21 protein-coding genes are annotated in these 20,666 nt (G+C 66.6%); 10 read left to right on the top strand and 11 right to left on the bottom strand.

The annotated features are described in order from the left end of the window. Positions 1-10: 10 nt before the first annotated feature. Positions 11-1,804, bottom strand: a complete 1,794-nt coding sequence (locus AC1G9C_RS04515) for a DUF1302 domain-containing protein (protein ID WP_480409560.1) — start codon at positions 1,802-1,804, stop codon at positions 11-13. 217 nt (positions 1,805-2,021) lie between these two features. Beyond that, positions 2,022-3,704, bottom strand: coding sequence for a fatty acid--CoA ligase (locus AC1G9C_RS04510; protein WP_480409559.1), 1,683 nt, complete (start codon positions 3,702-3,704; stop codon positions 2,022-2,024). A 189-nt stretch (positions 3,705-3,893) separates the two neighbouring features. Here AC1G9C_RS04510 and AC1G9C_RS04505 point away from each other — a divergent pair, with 189 nt between their 5' ends. Beyond that, positions 3,894-5,069 carry a thiolase family protein gene (locus AC1G9C_RS04505; RefSeq protein ID WP_480409558.1) on the top strand — a complete coding sequence of 392 codons (1,176 nt, stop codon included), beginning with the start codon at positions 3,894-3,896 and terminating at the stop codon, positions 5,067-5,069. 45 nt (positions 5,070-5,114) lie between these two features. Here the strand turns inward: AC1G9C_RS04505 and AC1G9C_RS04500 are convergent, their stop codons facing one another. After that, positions 5,115-5,744 (bottom strand): LysE family translocator, encoded by a 630-nt coding sequence (locus AC1G9C_RS04500; protein ID WP_480409557.1) that lies wholly within the window; start codon positions 5,742-5,744, stop codon positions 5,115-5,117. A 79-nt stretch (positions 5,745-5,823) separates the two neighbouring features. Here AC1G9C_RS04500 and AC1G9C_RS04495 point away from each other — a divergent pair, with 79 nt between their 5' ends. The 4 genes from AC1G9C_RS04495 to AC1G9C_RS04480 all read left to right on the top strand — a co-directional run bounded on the left by AC1G9C_RS04495 (position 5,824) and on the right by AC1G9C_RS04480 (position 9,198). Next, positions 5,824-6,789 (top strand): 2-hydroxyacid dehydrogenase, encoded by a 966-nt coding sequence (locus AC1G9C_RS04495; RefSeq protein ID WP_480409556.1) that lies wholly within the window; start codon positions 5,824-5,826, stop codon positions 6,787-6,789. A gap of 27 nt (positions 6,790-6,816) precedes the next feature. After that, positions 6,817-7,815: a methyltransferase gene (locus AC1G9C_RS04490; RefSeq protein ID WP_480409555.1), complete on the top strand. Its 999-nt coding sequence runs from the start codon at positions 6,817-6,819 to the stop codon at positions 7,813-7,815. A gap of 246 nt (positions 7,816-8,061) precedes the next feature. Then, the gene (locus tag AC1G9C_RS04485; protein ID WP_031303026.1) at positions 8,062-8,643 is read left to right on the top strand and encodes a TMEM165/GDT1 family protein; all 582 of its coding nucleotides are present in this window, start codon (positions 8,062-8,064) and stop codon (positions 8,641-8,643) included. Positions 8,644-8,754: 111 nt separating this feature from the next. Continuing rightward, positions 8,755-9,198 carry a ketosteroid isomerase-related protein gene (locus tag AC1G9C_RS04480; RefSeq protein WP_021443668.1) on the top strand — a complete coding sequence of 148 codons (444 nt, stop codon included), beginning with the start codon at positions 8,755-8,757 and terminating at the stop codon, positions 9,196-9,198. A 60-nt stretch (positions 9,199-9,258) separates the two neighbouring features. Here the strand turns inward: AC1G9C_RS04480 and AC1G9C_RS04475 are convergent, their stop codons facing one another. Further along, the gene (locus tag AC1G9C_RS04475) at positions 9,259-10,080 is read right to left on the bottom strand and encodes a M48 family metallopeptidase (RefSeq protein ID WP_122108231.1); all 822 of its coding nucleotides are present in this window, start codon (positions 10,078-10,080) and stop codon (positions 9,259-9,261) included. 464 nt (positions 10,081-10,544) lie between these two features. On the opposite strand from AC1G9C_RS04475, the gene AC1G9C_RS04470 reads away from it, so the two are divergent. Further along, positions 10,545-12,695, top strand: a complete 2,151-nt coding sequence (locus AC1G9C_RS04470; protein ID WP_480409554.1) for a methyl-accepting chemotaxis protein — start codon at positions 10,545-10,547, stop codon at positions 12,693-12,695. A 45-nt stretch (positions 12,696-12,740) separates the two neighbouring features. Here AC1G9C_RS04470 and AC1G9C_RS04465 read toward each other — a convergent pair whose 3' ends face one another. Genes AC1G9C_RS04465 through AC1G9C_RS04455 form a run of 3 tightly spaced genes read right to left on the bottom strand, consistent with a single transcriptional unit; the run spans position 12,741 to position 13,831 of the window. Continuing rightward, complete coding sequence (locus tag AC1G9C_RS04465; RefSeq protein WP_122108246.1) at positions 12,741-13,358, bottom strand: SOS response-associated peptidase; 618 nt, start codon at positions 13,356-13,358, stop codon at positions 12,741-12,743. 30 nt (positions 13,359-13,388) lie between these two features. After that, positions 13,389-13,649: a putative signal transducing protein gene (locus AC1G9C_RS04460; RefSeq protein ID WP_397486363.1), complete on the bottom strand. Its 261-nt coding sequence runs from the start codon at positions 13,647-13,649 to the stop codon at positions 13,389-13,391. Then, a complete protein-coding gene (locus AC1G9C_RS04455) occupies positions 13,649-13,831 on the bottom strand; it encodes a CPXCG motif-containing cysteine-rich protein (RefSeq protein WP_021446061.1) in 183 nt (60 codons plus the stop codon). The genes AC1G9C_RS04460 and AC1G9C_RS04455 overlap by 1 nt, the downstream gene beginning before the upstream one ends. Positions 13,832-13,944: 113 nt before the next feature. On the opposite strand from AC1G9C_RS04455, the gene AC1G9C_RS04450 reads away from it, so the two are divergent. Continuing rightward, the gene (locus AC1G9C_RS04450) at positions 13,945-15,108 is read left to right on the top strand and encodes a 1-acyl-sn-glycerol-3-phosphate acyltransferase (RefSeq protein WP_480409553.1); all 1,164 of its coding nucleotides are present in this window, start codon (positions 13,945-13,947) and stop codon (positions 15,106-15,108) included. Between the two features lie 61 nt (positions 15,109-15,169). On the opposite strand, the gene AC1G9C_RS04445 is transcribed toward AC1G9C_RS04450, so the two are convergent. Then, positions 15,170-15,457 (bottom strand): hypothetical protein, encoded by a 288-nt coding sequence (locus AC1G9C_RS04445; protein ID WP_457787934.1) that lies wholly within the window; start codon positions 15,455-15,457, stop codon positions 15,170-15,172. Positions 15,458-15,741: 284 nt separating this feature from the next. Between AC1G9C_RS04445 and AC1G9C_RS04440 the strand changes: the two genes are divergently transcribed. Further along, entirely contained in the window at positions 15,742-15,948 is a 207-nt protein-coding gene (locus tag AC1G9C_RS04440) for a hypothetical protein (protein WP_021446064.1), read from the top strand. Between the two features lie 60 nt (positions 15,949-16,008). On the opposite strand, the gene AC1G9C_RS04435 is transcribed toward AC1G9C_RS04440, so the two are convergent. After that, positions 16,009-16,593 (bottom strand): YajG family lipoprotein, encoded by a 585-nt coding sequence (locus AC1G9C_RS04435; protein WP_021446065.1) that lies wholly within the window; start codon positions 16,591-16,593, stop codon positions 16,009-16,011. A gap of 170 nt (positions 16,594-16,763) precedes the next feature. Here AC1G9C_RS04435 and AC1G9C_RS04430 point away from each other — a divergent pair, with 170 nt between their 5' ends. Together AC1G9C_RS04430 and mqo are read left to right on the top strand one after the other, a co-directional pair. Next, the gene (locus AC1G9C_RS04430; protein ID WP_021446066.1) at positions 16,764-16,997 is read left to right on the top strand and encodes a hypothetical protein; all 234 of its coding nucleotides are present in this window, start codon (positions 16,764-16,766) and stop codon (positions 16,995-16,997) included. Between the two features lie 463 nt (positions 16,998-17,460). Further along, the gene (gene mqo / locus AC1G9C_RS04425) at positions 17,461-18,957 is read left to right on the top strand and encodes a malate dehydrogenase (quinone) (protein ID WP_021446067.1); all 1,497 of its coding nucleotides are present in this window, start codon (positions 17,461-17,463) and stop codon (positions 18,955-18,957) included. Positions 18,958-19,015: 58 nt separating this feature from the next. On the opposite strand, the gene AC1G9C_RS04420 is transcribed toward mqo, so the two are convergent. Together AC1G9C_RS04420 and proB are read right to left on the bottom strand one after the other, a co-directional pair. Beyond that, positions 19,016-19,477: a CreA family protein gene (locus AC1G9C_RS04420; RefSeq protein WP_457787935.1), complete on the bottom strand. Its 462-nt coding sequence runs from the start codon at positions 19,475-19,477 to the stop codon at positions 19,016-19,018. A 10-nt stretch (positions 19,478-19,487) separates the two neighbouring features. Continuing rightward, positions 19,488-20,606, bottom strand: coding sequence for a glutamate 5-kinase (gene proB, locus AC1G9C_RS04415; RefSeq protein ID WP_122109036.1), 1,119 nt, complete (start codon positions 20,604-20,606; stop codon positions 19,488-19,490). Positions 20,607-20,666: the final 60 nt, after the last annotated feature.

Genomic DNA, 20,666 nt, shown 5'->3' with positions numbered 1-20,666 from the left:
TCCTGGCCGCTTAGAAGTTCAAACCGAAGCTGAGCGCGACGAAGTCGCGGTCGATATTGGTGTTGTACTCACCACCGAAGAAGTCGGTGTAGGACAGGCTGGCGGTGTAGGTGTTCTGGTATTCGGCATCCAGGCCCAGGCTGATGGCCTTGTTGCCTTCGTTGAAGGTCGGACCGTAGCCGTCCACGTCATGCGACCAGGACAGGCTGGGCTTGAGGTTCACGCCGGCGAATACGCTGTTGTAGTCGAGCACCGCACGCAGACGGTAACCCCAGGAGGTGTTGGTGAAGAAACCCTTGTCGTCGCAGTTCTGCGGATTCGCCGGGTTGGCAATACCGGTGCAGAGGCTGTTGTCGGGGTAGGCGCCAGCGCCGAACTCAGGTGCACGGCCGAAACGCAGCTCGTTCTTGCCCAGGTTGCTGACGTGGGTATAGCCCACCTCGCCCACCAGGGTGAGGCGCTCGGCGCCGGCGACCTGATCGACAAACTGGGTAACGCTGACCTGCGCTTGAGTCATGGGCTTGCGCACATAACCGGTCAGCATCTCGCCCTCGCCGAACGCCGCATGGCCGCTGGTATAGATCGGCAGGTTGGTCGGTACGCCAAGCAGACCAGCGATAGGGCCCTGGGCGATGGAGGCCAGGGTCAGGTCGGTGGTGTTGATCTGCATCGGCATGTTCGGCCGATAGCTCAATTCGCCGTTCACCGCGGTGGAGCCGACGTTGGTGGCGAAGCTCACGCCATGCAGGCGAATGTCTTCCGGGTATTCCAGGCCGTACTTAGCGAACAGCTCGCCGGTGGCCGGATTCTCTACAGAATCGGGGAACAGGTAGACGCTCTGCCCCGCCTTGTAGGACAGGATCGGCGTACGGCTGTGGTAGTTCATGGTGTAGAGGCCGAACTCGGTATTGTTCAGTTCTTCGACGAACCAGCGCAGTGCGATACCGTACTGCCCGCTGTCGCGCGCGTCCTTGTCGGCCATGCGCCCCACGTACTTGTAGCCGGGGCTGCCCGGACCGCCGAAATCGCTGCCATCGACGGCCAGACGATCGACGCAGCCATCTTGCACCACATCGACGGCGAAGAAGGTGCCGCAGTTGTCGAGAACGGTCTGGTCCCACTCGAGCTGATAGAAGAACTCGGCCGAGAGGTTGTCGGTCAGGCTCTGCGACACATAGAACATGTTGACCGGGATCAGGCCTTCCTTGATCTCGGCGCCGGGACGACGGAATGCCGAGACGTCCACCGGGTTGATCGAGTTGATCGAGTTCTGGATAAAGGTGCTCTCGCCCCAGCTCACCACCTGCTTGCCGACGCGCACGCTGCCCGGCAGGTCGCCGATGGCGTAATTGTGGTAGAGGAAGGCGTCGAGCAGCTGCACGCCGGACGATTGCGCGGCGGTCTTGCGGTTGCTGTCGTCGATGTCGTAGAGCAGGCGGCTCTCATCCTTCAGCTCGAAGTCGTACCAGTACTTGCCGCGCACGAACACACCAGTATCGCCGTACTTCAGCTCGAGGTCGTGGATGCCCTTGAAGATCTTCGAGAAGGTCTCGCCCTTCTTGAAGTTCAGACGACCGTCGTCGCCGGTCTGGGACGAAGCCTCGCCACCGTTACGAGTCCCTACCAGGCTCGGGTCGGCGCCGCGCAACGCCCAGCTGGCACCGACGGACAGCTGCGAATCGAACTGACCTTCGATCTCGCCGATATTGAAAGTGACGCCGAATGCCGGAGCGGCGAGGGTGGAAGCGAGGCTGACGGCCAGCGGCAGTTTCGCCAGGCGCCAGTAAGGTGTTGTTTTTGTCATCGACGCTACTCCATCTATTTTTTGTTATGGATGCTTGGACTATAGCCAGCGGGTATTACTGCTTGATCCCTCGAAAGTGTGATTTGCAGCCCCCAGGCACTCTGGCTCGCCGGTTTCAAGGCCTGCGACTAGCCAAGCATGGACGTGAAACAGCAATTAGCAAGCCAAACGCTTGTTTGACTGGGCGGTCATTTCCGCCGCCCAGTCAAACCGCTACTCACAGGGTGGAGAGGAAGGCGCTGCCGGCCTCCTGCCACTGGGCGATATCGACGCGAATGCGCTTCTTGTCCAACTTGCCGACGCTGGTCTTGGGAATTTCAGTAACAAGAGCGATCTGCGTGGGAATCGCCCACTTGTTGATGTGGCCCTGCTCGACGAAAGGCTTGAGGTGCTCCTTGAGCCCCTTGGCGTCCAGCATCTGGCCTTCACGCGCCACCAGCAGGGCGAACGGCCGCTCGCCCCACTGCGGATCGGGCACGCCGACCACCGCCACCTCGCGCACCGCCGGATGGCGGCTGATCAGGTCCTCCAGTTCCAGCGAGGAGATCCACTCGCCGCCGGTCTTGATCACGTCCTTGATGCGGTCGCGGATCTCGATGAAGCCCATGCCGTCGATGGTCGCCACGTCGCCGGTATGCAGCCAGCCGTGCGCCCAGAGTTCCTCGCCCTTCTCCGGCTCGCGGAAGTAGCCCTGGGTCAGCCAGGGCGCGCGCAGCACCAGCTCGCCCTGCGCCTCGCCGTCGCTGGGCAGCAGCCTGCCCTCGGCATCCATGATCGCCGCCTCCACCAGCGGCACCGGAATGCCGGCCTTGATCCGGTAGGCGGTGCGCTCGTCCTCGCTGCCGGCGCGCAGCTCCTCGTTGAGGTAGGCACAGGAAATCAGCGGGCAGGTCTCGGACATGCCATAGGCCGCGGTCAGCTGGATGCCGCGCGCCTTGGCCGCCTCGTACAGCGAACGGTTCAGCGCGCTGCCGCCGATGATCATCTTCATCCCGCCGAAGTCATGGCCCTGGGCATTGGGTGCATTGAGCAACATCTGCAGGATGGTCGGTACGCAGTGGGAGAAATTGACCTGCTCCTCCTTGATCAGCCGGCACAGCATCTCCGGCTCGTAACGACCCGGGTAGACCTGCTTGACCCCGAGCATGGTGGCCACGTAGGGCACGCCCCAGGCGTGCACGTGGAACATCGGGGTGATCGGCATGTAGACGTCGTCGTTGCCGAGCAGGCGAATGCTGTCCAGCGAACCCATGGTGGCAGCCATCGACAGGGTGTGCAGCACCAGTTGGCGATGGGTGAAGTACACGCCCTTGGGGTTGCCGGTGGTGCCGGTGGTATAGAAGGTGGTGGCCACCGAGTTCTCGTCGAAATCGGCGAAGTCGTACTGCGGGCTGGCGGCGGCCAGCAGGGTCTCGTACTCGCCGACCAGGTTCGGCAGCGCCGCGGTCTTGTCCTCGCCATCGGTCAGCAGCAGGGTCTTTTCCACCGTGGTCAGCTGGCCGGCGATGCCGTTGTACAGCGGCACGAACTCGCTGTTGACCAACACGAAGCGATCCTCGGCATGGTTCATGGTGTAGAGGATCTGCTCCGGCGACAGGCGGATGTTGATGGTATGCAGCACCGCGCCGAGCATGGGGATGGCGAACATGCACTCGAGATAGCGGTGGCTGTCCCAGTCCATCACCGCCACGGTGTCGCCGGCCTTGACCCCTGCCGCGCTCAGCACGTTGGCCAGGCGCGCGACGCGCTCGTTGAAGGTGGCGTAGCTGTAGCGCAGCTGGTCGCGGTAGACGATTTCGCGGGTCTTCTCGTAGCGGCTGCCAGACAGCAGCAGGCGCTTGATCAGCAGCGGGTAGGCGTGGGCATTGGCGGCGGAAGGGATCAGACGGGTCTGCAACATGGAGTCACCTGAAGGCGCACAAGGAAGGGATGCTGCGACTCTAGAGCGGCGCCGGCGGGGCGAAATCAGCCCAAAGAATGATTTGCCGCGTGACCCTTTGGCCACTTTCGGTCACAGGTTAGAATCCAGCCATGCAGCCGGTCGCGAAACAGGCTGCGCCAAGCCCAACTTTCGTTCGAGGTAACAGCTATGTCCGACATCGTCATCGTCAGCGGCGCCCGCACCCCCATGGGCGGCTTCCAGGGCAGCCTGGCCAGCGTGTCCGCCGTCGACCTGGGCGCCGCCGCCATTCGCGAGGCGGTCAGCCGCGCCGGTATCGCCCCGGCCGAGGTGCAGGAAGTGATCATGGGCTGCGTGCTGCCCGCCGGCCTCAAGCAGGGCCCGGCGCGCCAGGCCGCGCTCAACGCCGGGCTGCCCGCCGCCACCGGCTGCACCACCATCAACAAGCTGTGCGGTTCGGGCATGAAGGCGGTGATGCAGGCCTTCGACGCGCTCAAGGCCGGCAGCAACCAGGTGATGATCGCCGGCGGCATGGAAAGCATGTCCAACGCCCCCTACGTGCTGGAAAAGGCGCGCACCGGCCTGCGCATGGGCCACGGCGAGATCAAGGACCACATGTTCCTCGACGGCCTGGAAGACGCCCGCAGCGGCCGCCTGATGGGCTCCTTCGCTCAGGAAACCGCCGATAAGTACGGCATTAGCCGCGAAGAGATGGACGCCTACGCCATCGAGTCGCTCAAGCGCGCCCAGGCCGCCATCAAGGACGGTTCGCTGGACGCCGAGATCGTGCCGATCACCGTCGCCACCCGCAAGGGCGAGGTGCTGGTCAAGGACGACGAGCAGCCGCTGACCGCCAACCTGGACAAGATCCCCGCGCTCAAGCCCGCCTTCCGCAAGGACGGCAGCATCACCGCGGCCAACGCCAGCTCGATCTCCGACGGCGCCAGCGCCCTGCTGCTGATGACCGCCGAAGAAGCGGCCAGGTGCGGCCTCAAGCCGCTGGCCAGGATCGTCGCCCACGCCACCCAGAGCCAGGAGCCGAGCGAGTTCACCCTGGCGCCGATCGGTGCGATGAGCAATCTGCTGAAGAAGACCGGCTGGAACAAGGACGAAATCGACCTGTTCGAGATCAACGAGGCCTTCGCCATGGTGACCATGCTGGCCATGCGCGAACACGGCCTGGATCACGCCAAGGTCAATGTCTTCGGCGGCGCCTGCGCCCAGGGTCACCCGGTCGGTTCCACCGGCTCGCGGATCATCCTCACCCTGATCAACGCCCTGCAGAAGAAAGGCGGCAAGCGCGGCGTCGCCTCACTGTGCATCGGCGGCGGCGAGGCCACCGCGGTGGCCATCGAACTGCTGTAAGCCCGCCCATCACGACAGAGCCCCGCAGTTGCGGGGCTCTTGCGTTCAGCGCATCTCGCTCAGCGCCAGCTTCACGCCGATGGCCACCAGCACCGCGCCCATCAGCCGATCGAACCAGTGGCCCATGCGGGCGAAGCCGGCGCGCACCCGCTGCTGGCTGAACAGCCAGGCGACCATGCAGAACCACAGCGCGGTGGCCAGCGCCAGGTAGAGGCCGTAGCCGGCCTGCACCGGCAGCGGCGTGTGCGGGTCGATCACCACGGTGAACAGCGACAGGAAGAACAGCGTCGCCTTGGGGTTCAGACCGTTGGTGACGAAGCCGCTGACGAAGGCGCCGCGAGCGCTGCGCTCGCCCGCCGCCAGGCTCAGCTCGGCACTGGCCGGATCGGCCGGGCGCGCGCGCAGCGCCTTGATGCCGACATACAGCAGGTAGGCCGCCGCCAGCCATTTCAGCGCGTTGAACAGGACGATCGACTGCGACACGATCAGGCCGATGCCGAGCAGCGAGTAGGTGACGTGCACGAGGATCCCGGTGCCCACGCCGAAGGCGCTGAACAGCCCGGCGCGACGACCATGGGCCACGCTCTCGCGCACCACGATGGCGAAGTCCGGCCCCGGGCTGGCCACGGCCAGCAGGTGAATCAGGGCGACGGTGAGAAACTCGGTCCAGTACATGGTGGCTCCGCAGCGGCAGGCGAGGTCTGGTAGGCTCGCCAATCTACTCCTGCGCCCCCTCTGCGAAAAGGTACAGCTGATGAGCAACAGCGCCCGCGCCGTCTTCCTCGACCACGCCTCCCTCGACCTCGGCGACCTCAACCTGCAGCCGCTGCAGCAGGCCTTCGCCGCACTGACCCTGCACCCGCAGACCGCCCCCGAGCAGGTCGCCGAACGCCTGCAGGGCGCCCAGGTAGCGATCAGCAACAAGGTACCGCTGACCGCCGCCACCTTCGCCGCCTGCCCCGAGCTCAAGCTGGTGCTGGTCACCGCCACCGGCACCAACAACGTCGACCTGGCCGCCGCCCGCGCCCATGGCGTGGTGGTGAGCAACTGCCAGGGCTACGGCACGCCGTCGGTGGCGCAGCACTGCCTGATGCTGCTACTGGCCCTGGCCACCCGTCTGCCCGACTACCAGCGCGACGTCGCCGCCGGGCGCTGGCAGCAGGCCAGCCAGTTCTGCCTGCTCGACCACCCCATAGTCGAGCTGGAGGGCAAGACCCTCGGCCTGCTCGGCCACGGCGAATTGGGCGGCGCGGTGGCGCGCCTGGCCGAAGCCTTCGGCATGCGCGTGCTGCTCGGCCAGTTGCCGGGCCGCCCGCCGCGCGAGGATCGCATCGCCCTGCACGAACTGCTGCCGCAGGTGGACGCCCTGACCCTGCACTGCCCGCTCAACGAGCAGACCCGCAACCTGATCGGCGCCGCCGAGCTGGCGCTGATGAAGCCGCAGGCGTTTCTGATCAACACCGCGCGCGGCGGCCTGGTCGACGAACAGGCCCTGGCCGACGCGCTGCGGCGCGGCCACCTGGGCGGCGCCGCCACCGACGTGCTACTACAGGAGCCGCCGAAGGACGGCAACCCGCTGCTGGCCGCCGACATCCCGCGCCTGATCGTCACGCCGCACAACGCCTGGGGCAGTCGCGAGGCGCGCCAGCGCATCGTCGGCCAGGTGGCGGAGAACGCCGCGGCCTTCTTCGCCGGTGCGCCGCGGCGGCTGGTCGGCTAAGCTGCGCAGCTTTTTCAGGAGCCCCCGATGGACCCGCGAAGCGAAGTTCTCCTGCGTCAGGCCGAGCTGTTCGGCGGCGAGCTACTGCTGGCCGGTCTGCCGGCCGACGACCTGCTCGGCGCCCTGCCCCAGGCGCGCGGCTGGAGCTGGCACGCCGGCGACCAGGCACTGCTGCAGGCACGCTTTGCCGGGCGCAGTCAGTTCGACACCCTGATGCCGGAGGGCGACTACTGCGCCGCCGTGCTATTTCTGCCCAAGTCGCGCGAACTCGCCGATTACCTGCTGCAGGCCCTGGCCGCGCGCCTGAATGGTCGCCCGCTGTACCTGGTCGGCGAGAAGCGCGGCGGCATCGAGCGTGCGGCCAAGCAGCTGGCGGCCTATGGCACGCCGCGCAAGCTGGACAACGCGCGCCATTGCCAGCTGTGGTGCGTGCAGGTCGAGCAGGCGCCCGCGCAGCCCGAACTCGACGCCCTGGCCCAGGTCTACAGCCTGCCACTGGCCGACGGCCCGCTGCAGGTGGTGAGTCTGCCCGGGGTGTTCGCCCACGGCCGCCTGGATCGCGGCAGCGCCCTGCTGCTGGAGCACCTCGACGACCTGCCGCACGGCCATCTGCTGGACTTCGGCTGCGGCGCGGGCGTGCTCGGCGCCGCGCTCAAGCGCCGCTACCCGGCCAGCCAGCTGAGCCTGCTGGACGTGGACGCCTTCGCCCTGGCCAGCAGCCGCCTGACCCTGGCCCGCAACAGCCTGGATGCCGAGCTGATCGCCGGCACGGGCATCGAGTCGGCGCCACAAGGGCTGGCCGCCATCGTCAGCAACCCGCCCTTTCACCAGGGCGTGCACACCCATTACCAGGCCAGCGAGAACCTGCTGACCCAGGCCGCCGCCCACCTGAACATCGGCGGCGAACTGCGCCTGGTGGCCAACAGCTTCCTCAAGTACCCACCGCTGATCGAGCGCCACCTCGGCCCCTGCCGCACCCTGGCCGAGGCCGACGGCTTTCGCATCTACGCCGCCCGGCGGCGTTGAGCGGGGTTGCTCTGGGCGAAACGCTTGGGCACAATGCGCCGGTCCTAGGGGAGTAGTCTCCCGCGAGCGCCCAGCTCGCCCGGCACGCGTCAACACACTTGCTCCGCAGAGCATGGCGCGCGCGACCCAAGGCCTCCCAGAGGGGCCTGCGGTTTGACAAGACCTATGACACGCACACCTTACCCGGGGCGGGAAGGTCGTACGTGTCATAGCCGTGTCGACCCGCCCCTTTAGGAAAACCCCATGCTGGAATCCCTGTTCGTCCCCACCCTGATCGTCGCCCTCGCCGAAATCGGCGACAAGACGCAACTGCTCGCCTTGCTCCTGGCCGCGCGCTTTCGCCGGCCCTGGCCGATCATCTGGGGCATAGTGGTCGCCACCCTGGCCAACCACTTCGCCGCCGGCGCCGTCGGCAACTGGGTCGCCGGCCTGTTCTCGCCCGCCACCCTGAGCTGGATACTCGCCGCCAGTTTCGTCGCCGTGGCCGCCTGGACGCTGATCCCCGACAAGCTGGACGAGGACGAGGAATCCGGGTTGAAGAAGTACGGTCCCTTCCTCACCACCCTGATCGCCTTCTTCATCGCCGAGATGGGCGACAAGACCCAGGTCGCCACGGTGATGCTGGCGGCGCAGTACCCGCACTTCGTGCTGGTGGTGCTCGGCACCACCCTGGGCATGCTGATCGCCAACGTGCCGGTGGTGCTGGCCGGCAACTTCGCCGCCGAGCGCCTGCCGCTGACCCTGATCCGTCGCCTGGCCGCCTGCGCCTTCGCCGCCCTGGCGCTGTACGCCGGCTACCAGGCGCTGCAGTTGAGCGGCCTGGCATGACGCATCGCTGACGCCATCTAGCTGGCACATCGGCCAATTCCAGCCCCCTCCTGCCTGCTGCTAAAGTGCGCGACACGTCACGCAACTTGAGTCGGCAGTCCGGAGGGCGTCATGTCATTGGATGATCGGAAGAAGGTGGTGTGCCAGCACATCGACCTGACCTGGAACAAGGGCCGTCTGGCGCTGGCCGAGCAACTGCACAGCCGCGACTTTCTCTACAAGAGTTCGTTTATCGGCCGCCCGCTGAGCAGCGCCGGCTTCGCCCAGATGGTGCAGGACATCCGCCACGCCATGCCGGACCTGCAGGTGGTGGTCGAGGAATGCATCGCCGAAGGCTACAAGGTGGTCACCTGGAGCACCCTGATCGGCACCATCGAGAAACCCGCGCTGGGCTACCCGCCCAGCGACAAGGTGCTGAGCATCTCGGCCATGGCCTTCTGGACCCTGACCCCGGGCAACGAGATCCAGGAAATCTGCACCATGTTCGACATGGAAAGCTTCCGCGCCCAGCTCAATCTGGAAACCCGCCCCTTCGCCGAAAAAGCCCTGCCCTGAAACGCCAACGGCGCGCCCTGAGCCCTCAGGACGCGCCGCCGGTCCATCCCGAGGCCGGACTCAGCGCCCGGCCTTGGCCTGCTCGTACAGCGGCATCACCTTGGGAATCGCCGCCTGCAGCGAGGCGATACGGCTGCTGGAGGACGGGTGGGTGCTCATGAACTCCGGCGGCGCCCCGCCGCCGGCGGCCGCCATCTTCTGCCACAGGCTGACCGCCGCATTGGGGTCGTAGCCGGCGCGCGCGGCCAGCTCCAGGCCGATCAGATCCGCCTCGTTCTCGTTGCCGCGGCTGTTGGGCAGGGTCAGGCTGTACTGCACCACGGTGTCGGCCAGGGCCAGGCCGCCCTCACCGAGACCGAGCAGGGCGCCGGCCCCCTGCTTGGCCATCTCGATGCCATAGGCCTTGGACATCGCCTCGCGACTGTGCTCGCGCAGGGCGTGAGCCATCTCGTGGCCCATGATCGCGGCGATCTCGTCGTCGCTCAGCTTGAGCTTCTCGATGATGCCGCTGTAGAAGATGATCTTGCCGCCGGGGCCGCAGTTGGCGTTGAGCTCCGGGCTCTTGATCAGGTTGACCTCCCACTGCCAGTTGGCCGCATCCGGGCGGAAACGCGGCGCCTGCGGGATCAGCCGGTTGGCGACGGCCTGCAGGCGCTTGGCATTGGCGCTGCTCTTGTCCAGCACGCCCTGGCTCGACGCCTCGCTCAGGGTCTGCTGGTAGGACTGCGCATACATCTGGTTGACCTGGTCGGCCGACAGCATGCTGAACATGTACTGCTTGCGCTCCACGCCCACCGCACCGCCGCTGGTGGTGTTGACGGCCTGACAGCCGGCCAGCAGCAGCGCCGCCGCCAGGCCACCCAGGGTAAGAACCTTGTTCATCGAACGATCTCCTTTATCGACCGACCTATGCTAGGCCGCCGCCTCGGCGCGAGCAACCACGCCACTTGCACGATGGCCGCGGGCCATCTTTGCTAAGCGATGAAACCGCCAAAACGCCGTCCGAGAGCTTATCCACGACAGCCCGCTAAGGTTTTCCGCCGACGCTGCCGATAGCCGCTTTAGAGCTTGTTCAAAGGCTCGCGAGCTAGAGCAATGCAAGGCGCAACGACCAACGGGAGTAACAGCCAAAGGCTGGCCCGAAGGGTGAGCGCCAGCGAATCAAACAGGCGAGAAAGCGGAGTGTACTTTTGTACATGAGCATTACTCGCTGCGCTCGCCCTGCGGGCCGTCCTGCGGAGTTTCAGTGACAAGTCACTGTCCGAGCCTGTTTTTAATGCAGCAGTGCCGACGCGCAGCAGCCTTTGAACAGGCTCTTACAGGCCACATCGCGCCCCGGAGCCAATATGAAGTTCAAGTCGATCCAGTTTTCCGTCGCCTTCCTCGCCGGCGCCATCGTGCTGGCCGTGGTCGTGGCCCTGGTGCTCTATGCCCTGTTCGCCAGCGCTCGCACCCAGGCGCTGGTGGAGCAACGGACCCAGGCGCTGCTCGAACAGGTCATCGAACAGCGCCTGGCGGCACTGGCGCGCGCCCAGGTCAGCGAAATCCAGCGCGAGCTGGAGGTGCCGCTGCAGATCACCGCCGACCTGGCCCGGGTCAACGCCCTGCTCGGCATGAGCGATGCCAACGGCGCCCCGCTGCTGGCCGTCAGCCGCGAGGAACTGGCCAACCTGGTGCGCGAGACCACGGCGCAGAACCCCAAGCTGCTGGGCAGCTACATCGGCTGGGAGGCGAACGCCTTCGACGCCAGCGACGACCTCTACGCCGGCAGCCGCGAGAACGGCTACGACGGCAGCGGCCGCTTCCTGCCCTGGTGGTATCGCAACGCCGACGGCAGCCTGGGTCTCGACGCCATCGGCTCGATGGAAAGCGAGAAACTGCTGCCCACCGGGGTGCGCGAGGGCGAGTACTACCTGTGTCCCAAGGAACGCAAGCGCCCCTGCGTGATCGACCCGGCGCCCTACGACGTCGGCGGCAAGATGACCATGCTCGCCTCCTTCACCTCGCCGATCCTGGTGGACGGCGAATTCCGCGGCATCGCCGGCGCCGACCTGGCGGTCAATTTCATCCAGGACCTGCTGACCCAGGCCGACGCCCAGCTCTACGACGGCGCCGGCGAGATGGCGCTGATCGCCGGCAACGGCCGCCTGGTGGCCTCGACCAAGGCCCCGGACAAGCTCGGCGAACCGGCCACCGCACTGCTCGACGCCAACGAACTGAGCAACCTGAGCGGCCTGCAGCCGGGCCAGCCGAAGTACGACATCCACGTCGAGGACGATCCCGCCGACAGCCATATCGAGCTGTTTCTCAGCTTCACCATCGGCCAGGCCGATACCCGCTGGGTGCTGATGCTGGTGCTGCCGCTGGACACCGTGATGGCCGACCTGCGCCAGCTGCAGGGCGAACTGGCCGCGCAGCGCGAAGCCGATACCCTGGGCATGAGCCTGGTCGGCCTGCTGATCGCCGCCCTCGGCCTGCTGGTGATCTGGTTCGTCGGCTACGGTATCGCCCGCCCGCTCAAGCAGATGGTCGGCATGCTCGACGACATCGCCAAGGGCGACGGCGACCTGACCGTGCGCCTGCGGGTCGAGCGCAGCGACGAACTGGGGCAGATCGCCCAGGGTTTCAACGCCTTCCTGAGCAAGCTGCAGGCGATGATCGGCGACGTGGTGAGCTCGGTGCAGCAAGTCAGCGACTCGTCCGAGCACACCGCCGACATCGCCATCCGCACCAACCAGGGGGTGCAGAAGCAGCTGGCCGAGATCGAGCTGGTGGCCACCGCCGTACACCAGATGACCGCCACCGCGCAGGACGTGGCGCGCAACGCCACCCACGCCGCCGAGGCCGCCAACCACGCCGACCGCGCCGCCAACCAGGGCAAGCAGGTGGTGCAGAGCACCTCGAGCGCCATCGCCGCGCTGGCCAGCGAAATCGGCCGCGCCGTCGGCGTGGTGCAGAGCCTGGCCAAGGACAGCGAGAACATCAACGCGATCCTGGTGGCGATCCGCGGCATCGCCGAGCAGACCAACCTGCTGGCGCTCAACGCCGCCATCGAGGCGGCGCGGGCCGGCGAACAGGGCCGCGGTTTCGCCGTGGTCGCCGACGAGGTGCGCAACCTGGCGCAGAAGACCCAGCAGGCCACCGAAGAGATCCAGAGCATGATCCAGCAGCTGCAGCACGGCACCCGCGAGGTGGTCAAGGTGATGGAGCAGAGCCAGGTCAAGACCGACGACAGCGTGGCGCACGCCAACCAGGCGGCCGACTCGCTGGAGGCCATCACCCAGGCGGTCTCGGTGATCAACGACATGAACACCCAGATCGCCAGCGCAGCCGAGCAGCAGAGCGCAGTGGCCGAGGACATCAACCGCAACGTCACCAATATCGGCCAGGTGGCCAACGAGGTGGCCGGTGGCGCCGACGAGGCCAGCCAGGCCAGCGCCGGGCTGACCAAGCTGGCCGAGCAGCAGCGCCGGCTGATCAACCAGTTCAGGGTGTAAGCGGCTTGTAGGGTGCGCCATGCGCACCCTACGCGTTGCTCGGCCTCACGCCGGGGTCAGGCACTCCGGCGCGTCCAGCTTGGGGTCGTTGACCAGGGTGGCCAGGGCGCGCTCGCGCAGACCGCCCTGGGGCCTGGCCAGCAGCGCCTGCAGTTGCTCCAGCCCGGTCTCGCCGCTCAGCCACAGGGCCCGCTCCTGCTCGTCGAGAATCAGCGGGCGGCGCTGCGAGGCGGCTGCCTGGGTGATCAGCGCCACGCTCAGGTACTCGTGCCCGCCGACCGGGTAGACCTCCCACAGCGCGGCGAAATACAGCAGCGAATCGGCGTTGGTCATCCAGTACGGGCGCTTGCGCGCTGCGCCGCGCCATTCGTAGAAGCCATTGGCCGGCAGCAGGCCGCGGCGCAGGCGTAGGGGTTCGCGGAACATCGGTTGCTCGGCCAGGGTCTCGGCGCGGGCATGCGCGGGGGTTTTCGACAGGTCCTTGAGCCAGGCCGGGGTCAAGCCCCAGCGCGCCGCGGCGGCTTCAGTCCCGGCGGCGCCGGCACGCAACAGCAGCACCTGGCCGTTCGGCGCGATATTCCAGTGCGGCTGCTGATCGGTGGGAAAACCGGGCAAGGCCGCCAGGGCCGGCGACCAGCGAAACAGGGCGTAGCGTCCACACATGCGGCAACTCGACAGGTAGGCAGGGGCGCGTCAGCACAGCAGCACGCCCTGGAAGGATTCCGGCTCGTCACCGGGCAGGGGTTGCGCGGCATTGTACGCCCCGATCAGCGCGCGTGCCCGCTCGGCATCATGGTCGGCCACCAGCAGACCGAGCAGCCCACAGACCGGCAACTCGCCCACCGCACCGACCAGATGCTGGCCAAGCAGATGCGCCTCGATACCCTCGCTGGCCAGCATGCCCAGCAGCATCTCGCCCTCCAGCAGATTCTCCGGCTCGTAGATTCGTTGCATCAGTCGTTCTCCCCGCGAACCTCCAGTTGCCAGTCGACGCCGTCGGTGCGCAGCTCGAACAGGATCGGTCGGCAGCACACCGGGCAATCCTCGATATAGGACTGATCGCCCGCCGACAGATCGAGCACGGCTTCGGCCGGCTCGCCGCAGTAGGGGCAGAAATAGGCCTCGGTTTCCAGCATCGCGGCCTCCTTGTGACTTGGCGGTATAATCGCCGGTCTATTGCTGGCCTGCTCGCCAGGCGTTTTTCGTTCAGCACCTCATTTCAACCATAGCCGTTCTACAACAAGAGAGCATGATGGGCGCATTCGATGCCATCCGACCCTATGCCGACGCAGAAGTGCGCCCCGTACTGGCGCGCCTGCTCGCCGACCCGGCCTTTCTCGGCACCCTCACCCGCTTTCGCTTCCCGCGCCTGGCCGGGCCGCTCGGCTGGCTGCTCAAGCCGCTGATCGCCGCGCGCCTGCGCAGCGAGTTCGCCGGCATCGACTCGGTGGCCAAGCTGCAGGAAAAGATCGAGCCCTACGTCGACCGCAGCATCGAACGCGCCAGCGACGGCATCACCTACTCCGGCCTCGAGCACCTGCAACCGGGCAAGGCCTACCTGTACCTGGCCAACCACCGCGACATCGTCATGGACCCGGCATTCGTCAACTACGCGGTGTACCACGCCGGCCTGCAGACGCCGCGCATCGCCATCGGCGACAACCTGCTGCAGAAGCCCTTCGTCGGCGACCTGATGCGCCTGAACAAGAGCTTCATCGTGCACCGCTCGATCAGCGGCCGGCGCGAGAAGCTGGCGGCCTATCAGCTGCTCTCGGCCTATATCAACCACTCGATCCGCGAGGACGGCGAGTCGATCTGGATCGCCCAGGCCGAAGGCCGCGCCAAGGACGGCGACGACCGCACCGATTCGGCGATCCTCAAGATGTTCCACATGAGCCGCAAGGACGAGCCGTTCGCCGCGGTGATCGACTCGCTCAACCTGATCCCGGTGTCGATCAGCTACGAGTACGACCCCTGCGACCTGGCCAAGGCCCGCGAGCTGAGCGTGCGCGCCGCCACCGGCAGCTACACCAAGGCGCCCGGCGAGGACGACGCCAGCATCGCCCTCGGCATCACCGGCTACAAGGGTCGCGTCCACCTGCACTTCGGCGAGCCGGTCGCAGGTCTGGACGACACCAAGCAGCTGGCCCAGGAACTGGACCGGCAGATTCTCGGCCAGTACCGCCTGTTCCCGGTGCACTACCTGGCCTATGCCATGTGGGCACAGCGCGACCCGGAGCTGGCCGTGCCCGCCGCCCGCGAACTGTTCGCCGCCGACGAACTGGCCAAGGCCGAGGCCGAATGGCACAAGCGCCTGGCCGCCTGCAGCGCCGAGGAGCAAGCCTACCTGGTGCTGCAATACGCCAACCCGGTGCGCAACCAGTACCGGATTAAGGCCGGCCTGCCGCTCTGACAGGCCCCGCCACAAAGGAAAACGGCAGCCCTCGGGCTGCCGTTTTCCTATCTGTCGCCCATTACAGCCGCGTGCTGAACCAGGACAGCAGCAGCGCCGCCGCCAGACAGGCGCCGCCGAAGCGGTAGAAGAAGCGATTGATGCGCAGGGTGCGCTCGTCGCACGCCTCGGCCTCGGCGCTCAGGCTTTCCAGTTCGCCCTGCGCCAGCATGCGGGCCTGGCCGCGCTGCTCGCGCAGGCGGGTCATCAGGCACAGCCAGGCGCCGGCCAGGCCGAAAAACAATGCCAGCGCATTCATCGCCACGGCCGGATGGGAGAGGAACAGCGACCACAACATCTGCAGCGACATGCAACACCTCAGGATCAGCTCGGTGCAGCGACGCCGTCGCCGCACCAGAATGGGGATTCACGCCGAAAATGAGGTGCAGCAGCGCCCGTTCCGGCCGTCGAAAGTCGTCGCGCAGTGTACTGAAATCCACGTTTTATAAGGTTCGTTTCCGACGAACGCGGCGGCTATCCCGAAATCGTCTGAAAACTGTCATATCCCTGGCCTAGGGTTTGTATCTCTCATCGTGACCACGCAGTCACGACCTGCAGTGGAGCCTTACCCTTAATGTCCGCGGAGGACCTGCCATGCTCAACCCACAACCGCTGGATCGCGACTACCTGATCGACTCGCTGGATGAAGTGGACGCAGTGGTCGACGAACTTTCCTTCAACGTGCAGGACCACCACTGGCTGGTCTACTGCGCCCTGGGCGGTCACGAACACTACGACCTGCCAGACATCGACAACCGCACCGGCATGAGCCTGCCGGAGCTCTACGAGCAGGCTGCCTGAAGCGCCCGCAGAAATGAAAACGCCCCGCAATGCGGGGCGTTTTCGTGTCGGGGCTCTGCGTTACTGCAGCAGCACCTGACCAATGGTCGGATCCTTGAAGGCGCGGGTCAGGGCATCGCTGAGCACGTCGCTGACCAGCTTGGTGTTGGTCTGCTGGTTCGGCGCCATGCCGAAGCGCTGGTTCAGCGAGGCGCCGTAACGGCCGCTGTAGCGGCGGCTGGCGCCCTGCACGTCGGCGCGGATGGAGGCGGTGATGTCGGCCTCGGTGACGTACAGGCCTTCCTTAGGCGACTGGTACTTCAGCTCGGCCAGGGTCAGAGTCAGCTGCGGCGCGTTGTAGGCGTTGCTCGACGGAGTGAAGCCGAGCAGGCGTACCGCGGCCTCGGCCTCGGCCTGCAGCTTGGGCAGGATGGCTTCGCTGCTGACGCTGATGGCGCTGGTTTCCGGATACAGGCCGCCGCGGGTGCCGAGGTTCGGCGACGGACGCCCGTCGACCACCCGAACCACCACCGGCTGGCCCTGACCGACCGCGGTCAGCGCGCTGGTGAGCTTGGGTTGCGGGCTGAGTTGCTGAGGGCTGTGGGCGCAACCGGCCAGGGTCAGGCTGGCGGCGGCAAGCAAGGCGAACAACGCGCGGTGCAACATGCTCATCTCTCCAAGAGGGGTTGAAAAAGTGGCCGGCAGTATACCCAGCGGCGACTGGCGCCGACAGCACTCGCAGTATCGGACTGCCAGCCCCGGCCTGCGGTTCCTGTCATCAGCCTGTCACCGCCGTACGGCATAAAGGACGCCAGTCCATCCGCCGGAGTTTTGCCATGTCGCTGCTGCGCCGCCTATTCAGCCCCCGCCGCCCGCTGCGTCATTTCGCCTGGCTCGACGCCCAGGGGCATTGCCGCGCGCTGCGTCAGGCGCAGGCGCATCCACAGCAGGCCGGCTGGGTCGAGGTGAGCGAGTCGCGCCCCTGCTGGCTGGGGGCGCCGCTGCCCGCCGGCGTGCGCGTCACACCGGTCGTCACGCATGCAGCAGACGCCCGGCCGTTGGCGGCCTGACCGACGGAAGAAGAAAAGTCACGCAGGGCGATCAATTTCGCCTCATTCACCGCTATAATCGCGCCCCGATTATAAGGACGTCTCCTGATCGGGCCGCACCACCTCGCCGATGCTAGGTCATCGCTCCCGCCCCAGAGAGTCGCCCACTTCGCGCTGCCGTTTCCGGCCAGCCGCTTTAAGCCCATACGCAGAGCCGATTGCAGCCATGCAAGGCATGACCTGCGCGGGCTAGAAGCGCGCCGAGGCAGACGAGCTTTTGAGGTTCACCGCTCCAAAAGAGCGTGAAAAAACGGTTTTTACAACTTCACAAGAGTGTGGCGAATAAATGAACAGTTTTGCGTCCGCAAATCCCAGCCTTAACCCTCCCGGCCGCGCGACCAGGCTCTGCGTCTGAGTCCACCGGCATCGCCCTAGCAGGCCGACAGGCCGTCAATCTGGTGCAGTATTTCTTGGAGTGAGGTTAATGGCGCATAACGATTACCAAAGCGTAGATGTGGTGCTGGTCGGCGCCGGCATCATGAGCGCGACCCTGGGCGTGCTGCTCAAGGAACTCGATCCCGGCATCACGCTGGAAGTGGTGGAACTGCGCGAGTCCGGCGCGGTGGAAAGCTCCAACCCCTGGAACAACGCCGGCACCGGCCACGCCGCGCTGTGCGAGCTGAACTACACCCCGGAAGGCGCCGACGGCAGCATCGACATCAAGAAGTCGGTGAGCATCAACGCCCAGTTCGAGGAGTCCAAGCAGTTCTGGGCCTACCTGATCGACAAGGGCGCGATCAACTCGCCGAAATCCTTCATCAACCCGGTGCCGCACATGAGCTTCGTGCGCGGCCAGGACGGCATCGCCTTCCTCAAGAAGCGCTTCGAGGCCCTGCGCCAGCACCATGCCTTCAGCGCCATGGAGTACACCGAGGATCGCGCCACCATCGCCGACTGGGCGCCGCTGCTGATCCCCGGCCGCGACCCCGGCGAGCCGCTGGCCATGACCCGCGTGCAGGCCGGCACCGACGTCAACTTCGGTGCGGTCACCCAGCAGATGCTCGACTACCTGGCCAGCCAGGCGGACGCCAAGGTCACCTGCAACCAGAAGGTCACCGACCTCAAGCGCGAAGACGACGGCTGGCGCGTCAGCGTCAAGGACACCCAGACCGGCGCCACTCGGCAGATCCAGGCCAAGTTCGTCTTCCTCGGTGCCGGCGGCGGCGCCCTGCCGCTGCTGCAGCTGTCCGGCATCCCCGAAGGCAAGGGCTTCGGCGGCTTCCCGGTGAGCGGCCAGTGGCTGCGCTGCGACAACCCCGAGGTGGTGGCCAAGCACCAGGCCAAGGTCTACAGCCAGGCCGAAGTCGGCTCGCCGCCGATGTCGGTGCCGCACCTCGACACCCGCGTGGTGGACGGCAAGAAATCCCTGCTGTTCGGCCCTTACGCCGGCTTCTCCACCAAGTTCCTGCGCCACGGCTCGTTCCTCGACCTGCCGCTGTCGGTACGCCCCAACAACATCGGCCCGATGCTGGCGGTGGCGCGCGACAACATGGACCTGACCCGCTACCTGATCAAGGAAGTGATGCAGTCCGAAGAGCAGCGCCTGAAGACCCTGCGCGGCTTCTACCCCGAGGCCAAGGCCGAGGACTGGCGCCTGGAAGTGGCCGGTCAGCGCGTGCAGATCATCAAGAAGGACAGCAAGAACGGCGGCATCCTGCAGTTCGGCACCGAACTGGTGGCCGCGGCCGACGGCTCCATCGCCGCCCTGCTCGGCGCCTCGCCGGGCGCCTCGGTGACCGTGTCGATCATGCTCGACCTGATCCGTCGCTGCTTCCCCGAGCAGGCCCAGTCCGCGGACTGGCGCAGCAAGCTGGACCAGATCTTCCCGGCCATGGCCGACGTCCTGGCCAAGGACGCCGAGCGCTACCGTGAAGTGCAGGCGCAGTCGAACCAGCGCCTGCAACTCGACGCCGGCGCCTGATCGAGCCGCGCACAAAAAACCGCCCCTCGGGGCGGTTTTTTATTGCGCGCAGCCCTGGCTACTGCTGACCCCAGGGCAGGATCGGAATGGCGGTCACCGCGTTCTGCGGGCTGCCCTCGATCACCCGGTCGCTGTAGACCAGGTACACCAGGGTATTGCGCTTGCTGTCGAAGAAGCGCACCACCTGCATGGTCTTGAACACCAGCGAGGTGCGCTCCTTGAACACCTCCTCGCCATCCTTCAGCTCGCCCTGGAAACGAATCGGCCCGACCTGACGACAGGCGATGGAAGCCTCGGCGCGATCCTCGGCCAGGCCCAGGCCACCCTTGACCCCACCGGTCTTGGCCCGCGACAGGTAGCAGGTCACCCCCGCCACCTTGGGATCGTCGAAGGCCTCGACGACGATCTTGTCGTTCGGCCCCACCCACTTGAACACGGTGGACACCTCGCCGATGGTCTCGGCCAGCGCCAGGCCGGGCAGCACCAGCAGGCCCAGCACCACTCCCTTGAACGGACGCATGCCTTTCTCCTTAGACGAGGATCAGATTGTCGCGATGCACCAGCTCCGGCTCGTCGACATAGCCCAGCAGCTTCTCGATGGCGTCGGACGGCTGGCCGATGATCTTCTGCGCCTCCAGGGCGCTGTAGTTGACCAGGCCGCGGGCGACCTCACGGCCGTCCGGGGCGACGCAGACCACCATCTCGCCGCGGCGGAAGCTGCCCTGCACCGCCTTGACCCCGACCGGCAGCAGGCTCTTGCGATCCTGACTCAACGCCTTCACCGCACCGGCATCCAGCACCAGGGTGCCGCGGGTCTGCAGGTGACCGGCCAGCCACTGCTTGCGCGCCGCCAGCAGGCCGCGCTCGGGCGCCAGCAGGGTGCCCAGGCGTTCGCCGGCCTTGAGCCGCGCCAGCACCTGCTCGATGGCACCGCCGACGATGATCGTATGAGCCCCAGAACGCGCCGCCAGGCGCGCGGCGCGCAGCTTGGTCTGCATGCCGCCACGGCCCAGCGCGCCGCCGACGCCGCCGGCCACCGCATCCAGTGCCGGGTCGTCGGCACGCGCCTCGTTGATCAGCTTGGCGTCCGGATTGTGCCGCGGGTCGGCGTCGAACATGCCGTCGCGGTCGGTGAGGATCACCAGCAGGTCGGCCTCCACCAGGTTGGCCACCAGCGCGGCCAGGGTGTCGTTGTCGCCGAAGCGGATCTCGTCGGTGACCACGGTGTCGTTCTCGTTGATCACCGGCACCACGTCCAGGTCGACCAGGGTGCGCAGGGTGCTGCGCGCGTTGAGGTAACGCTTGCGGTCGGACAGGTCGTCGTGGGTTAGGAGGATCTGCGCGGTACGCCGGCCGTGTTCGGCGAAGCTCGACTCCCAGGCCTGGATCAGCACCATCTGGCCGATGGCGGCAGCCGCCTGCAGCTCGTGCATGGCGCTCGGGCGGCTGCTCCAGCCGAGGCGGCTCATGCCCGCGGCCACCGCGCCGGAGGACACCAGCACCAGCTCCACGCCCTGCTCGCGCAGGGCCACCATCTGCTTGACCCACACCGCCATGGCCGCCCGATCCAGGCCGCGCCCGTCGGCGGTCAGCAGCGCACTGCCGATCTTCACCACCCAGCGCCGCGCGCCGGTCACCTTGTCACGCATGATCTTCCAACCTTAGCCAGAAAACGATGGGGCCTGCCCCACCTACAAAAACGCCGCAAT

The organism is Pseudomonas sp. ABa2, assembly GCF_056676075.1.
This window is presented reverse-complemented; position numbering and strand designations above follow the sequence as displayed.

What these genes read in the sequence shown, in the direction of transcription:
- AC1G9C_RS04515 (WP_480409560.1), bottom strand. Translation starts at nt 1,804, where the DNA reads ATGACAAAAACAACACCTTACTGGCGCCTGGCGAAACTGCCGCTGGCC.
- AC1G9C_RS04455 (WP_021446061.1), bottom strand. Translation starts at nt 13,831, where the DNA reads ATGCTGGAAACCGAGGCCTATTTCTGCCCCTACTGCGGCGAGCCGGCC.
- AC1G9C_RS04510 (WP_480409559.1), bottom strand. Translation starts at nt 3,704, where the DNA reads ATGTTGCAGACCCGTCTGATCCCTTCCGCCGCCAATGCCCACGCCTAC.
- AC1G9C_RS04420 (WP_457787935.1), bottom strand. Translation starts at nt 19,477, where the DNA reads ATGCGTCCGTTCAAGGGAGTGGTGCTGGGCCTGCTGGTGCTGCCCGGC.
- AC1G9C_RS04470 (WP_480409554.1), top strand. Translation starts at nt 10,545, where the DNA reads ATGAAGTTCAAGTCGATCCAGTTTTCCGTCGCCTTCCTCGCCGGCGCC.
- AC1G9C_RS04445 (WP_457787934.1), bottom strand. Translation starts at nt 15,457, where the DNA reads ATGTCGCTGCAGATGTTGTGGTCGCTGTTCCTCTCCCATCCGGCCGTG.
- AC1G9C_RS04505 (WP_480409558.1), top strand. Translation starts at nt 3,894, where the DNA reads ATGTCCGACATCGTCATCGTCAGCGGCGCCCGCACCCCCATGGGCGGC.
- AC1G9C_RS04435 (WP_021446065.1), bottom strand. Translation starts at nt 16,593, where the DNA reads ATGTTGCACCGCGCGTTGTTCGCCTTGCTTGCCGCCGCCAGCCTGACC.
- AC1G9C_RS04490 (WP_480409555.1), top strand. Translation starts at nt 6,817, where the DNA reads ATGGACCCGCGAAGCGAAGTTCTCCTGCGTCAGGCCGAGCTGTTCGGC.
- AC1G9C_RS04430 (WP_021446066.1), top strand. Translation starts at nt 16,764, where the DNA reads ATGTCGCTGCTGCGCCGCCTATTCAGCCCCCGCCGCCCGCTGCGTCAT.
- AC1G9C_RS04450 (WP_480409553.1), top strand. Translation starts at nt 13,945, where the DNA reads ATGATGGGCGCATTCGATGCCATCCGACCCTATGCCGACGCAGAAGTG.
- proB (WP_122109036.1), bottom strand. Translation starts at nt 20,606, where the DNA reads ATGCGTGACAAGGTGACCGGCGCGCGGCGCTGGGTGGTGAAGATCGGC.
- mqo (WP_021446067.1), top strand. Translation starts at nt 17,461, where the DNA reads ATGGCGCATAACGATTACCAAAGCGTAGATGTGGTGCTGGTCGGCGCC.
- AC1G9C_RS04480 (WP_021443668.1), top strand. Translation starts at nt 8,755, where the DNA reads ATGTCATTGGATGATCGGAAGAAGGTGGTGTGCCAGCACATCGACCTG.
- AC1G9C_RS04460 (WP_397486363.1), bottom strand. Translation starts at nt 13,649, where the DNA reads ATGCAACGAATCTACGAGCCGGAGAATCTGCTGGAGGGCGAGATGCTG.
- AC1G9C_RS04495 (WP_480409556.1), top strand. Translation starts at nt 5,824, where the DNA reads ATGAGCAACAGCGCCCGCGCCGTCTTCCTCGACCACGCCTCCCTCGAC.
- AC1G9C_RS04475 (WP_122108231.1), bottom strand. Translation starts at nt 10,080, where the DNA reads ATGAACAAGGTTCTTACCCTGGGTGGCCTGGCGGCGGCGCTGCTGCTG.
- AC1G9C_RS04465 (WP_122108246.1), bottom strand. Translation starts at nt 13,358, where the DNA reads ATGTGTGGACGCTACGCCCTGTTTCGCTGGTCGCCGGCCCTGGCGGCC.
- AC1G9C_RS04440 (WP_021446064.1), top strand. Translation starts at nt 15,742, where the DNA reads ATGCTCAACCCACAACCGCTGGATCGCGACTACCTGATCGACTCGCTG.
- AC1G9C_RS04500 (WP_480409557.1), bottom strand. Translation starts at nt 5,744, where the DNA reads ATGTACTGGACCGAGTTTCTCACCGTCGCCCTGATTCACCTGCTGGCC.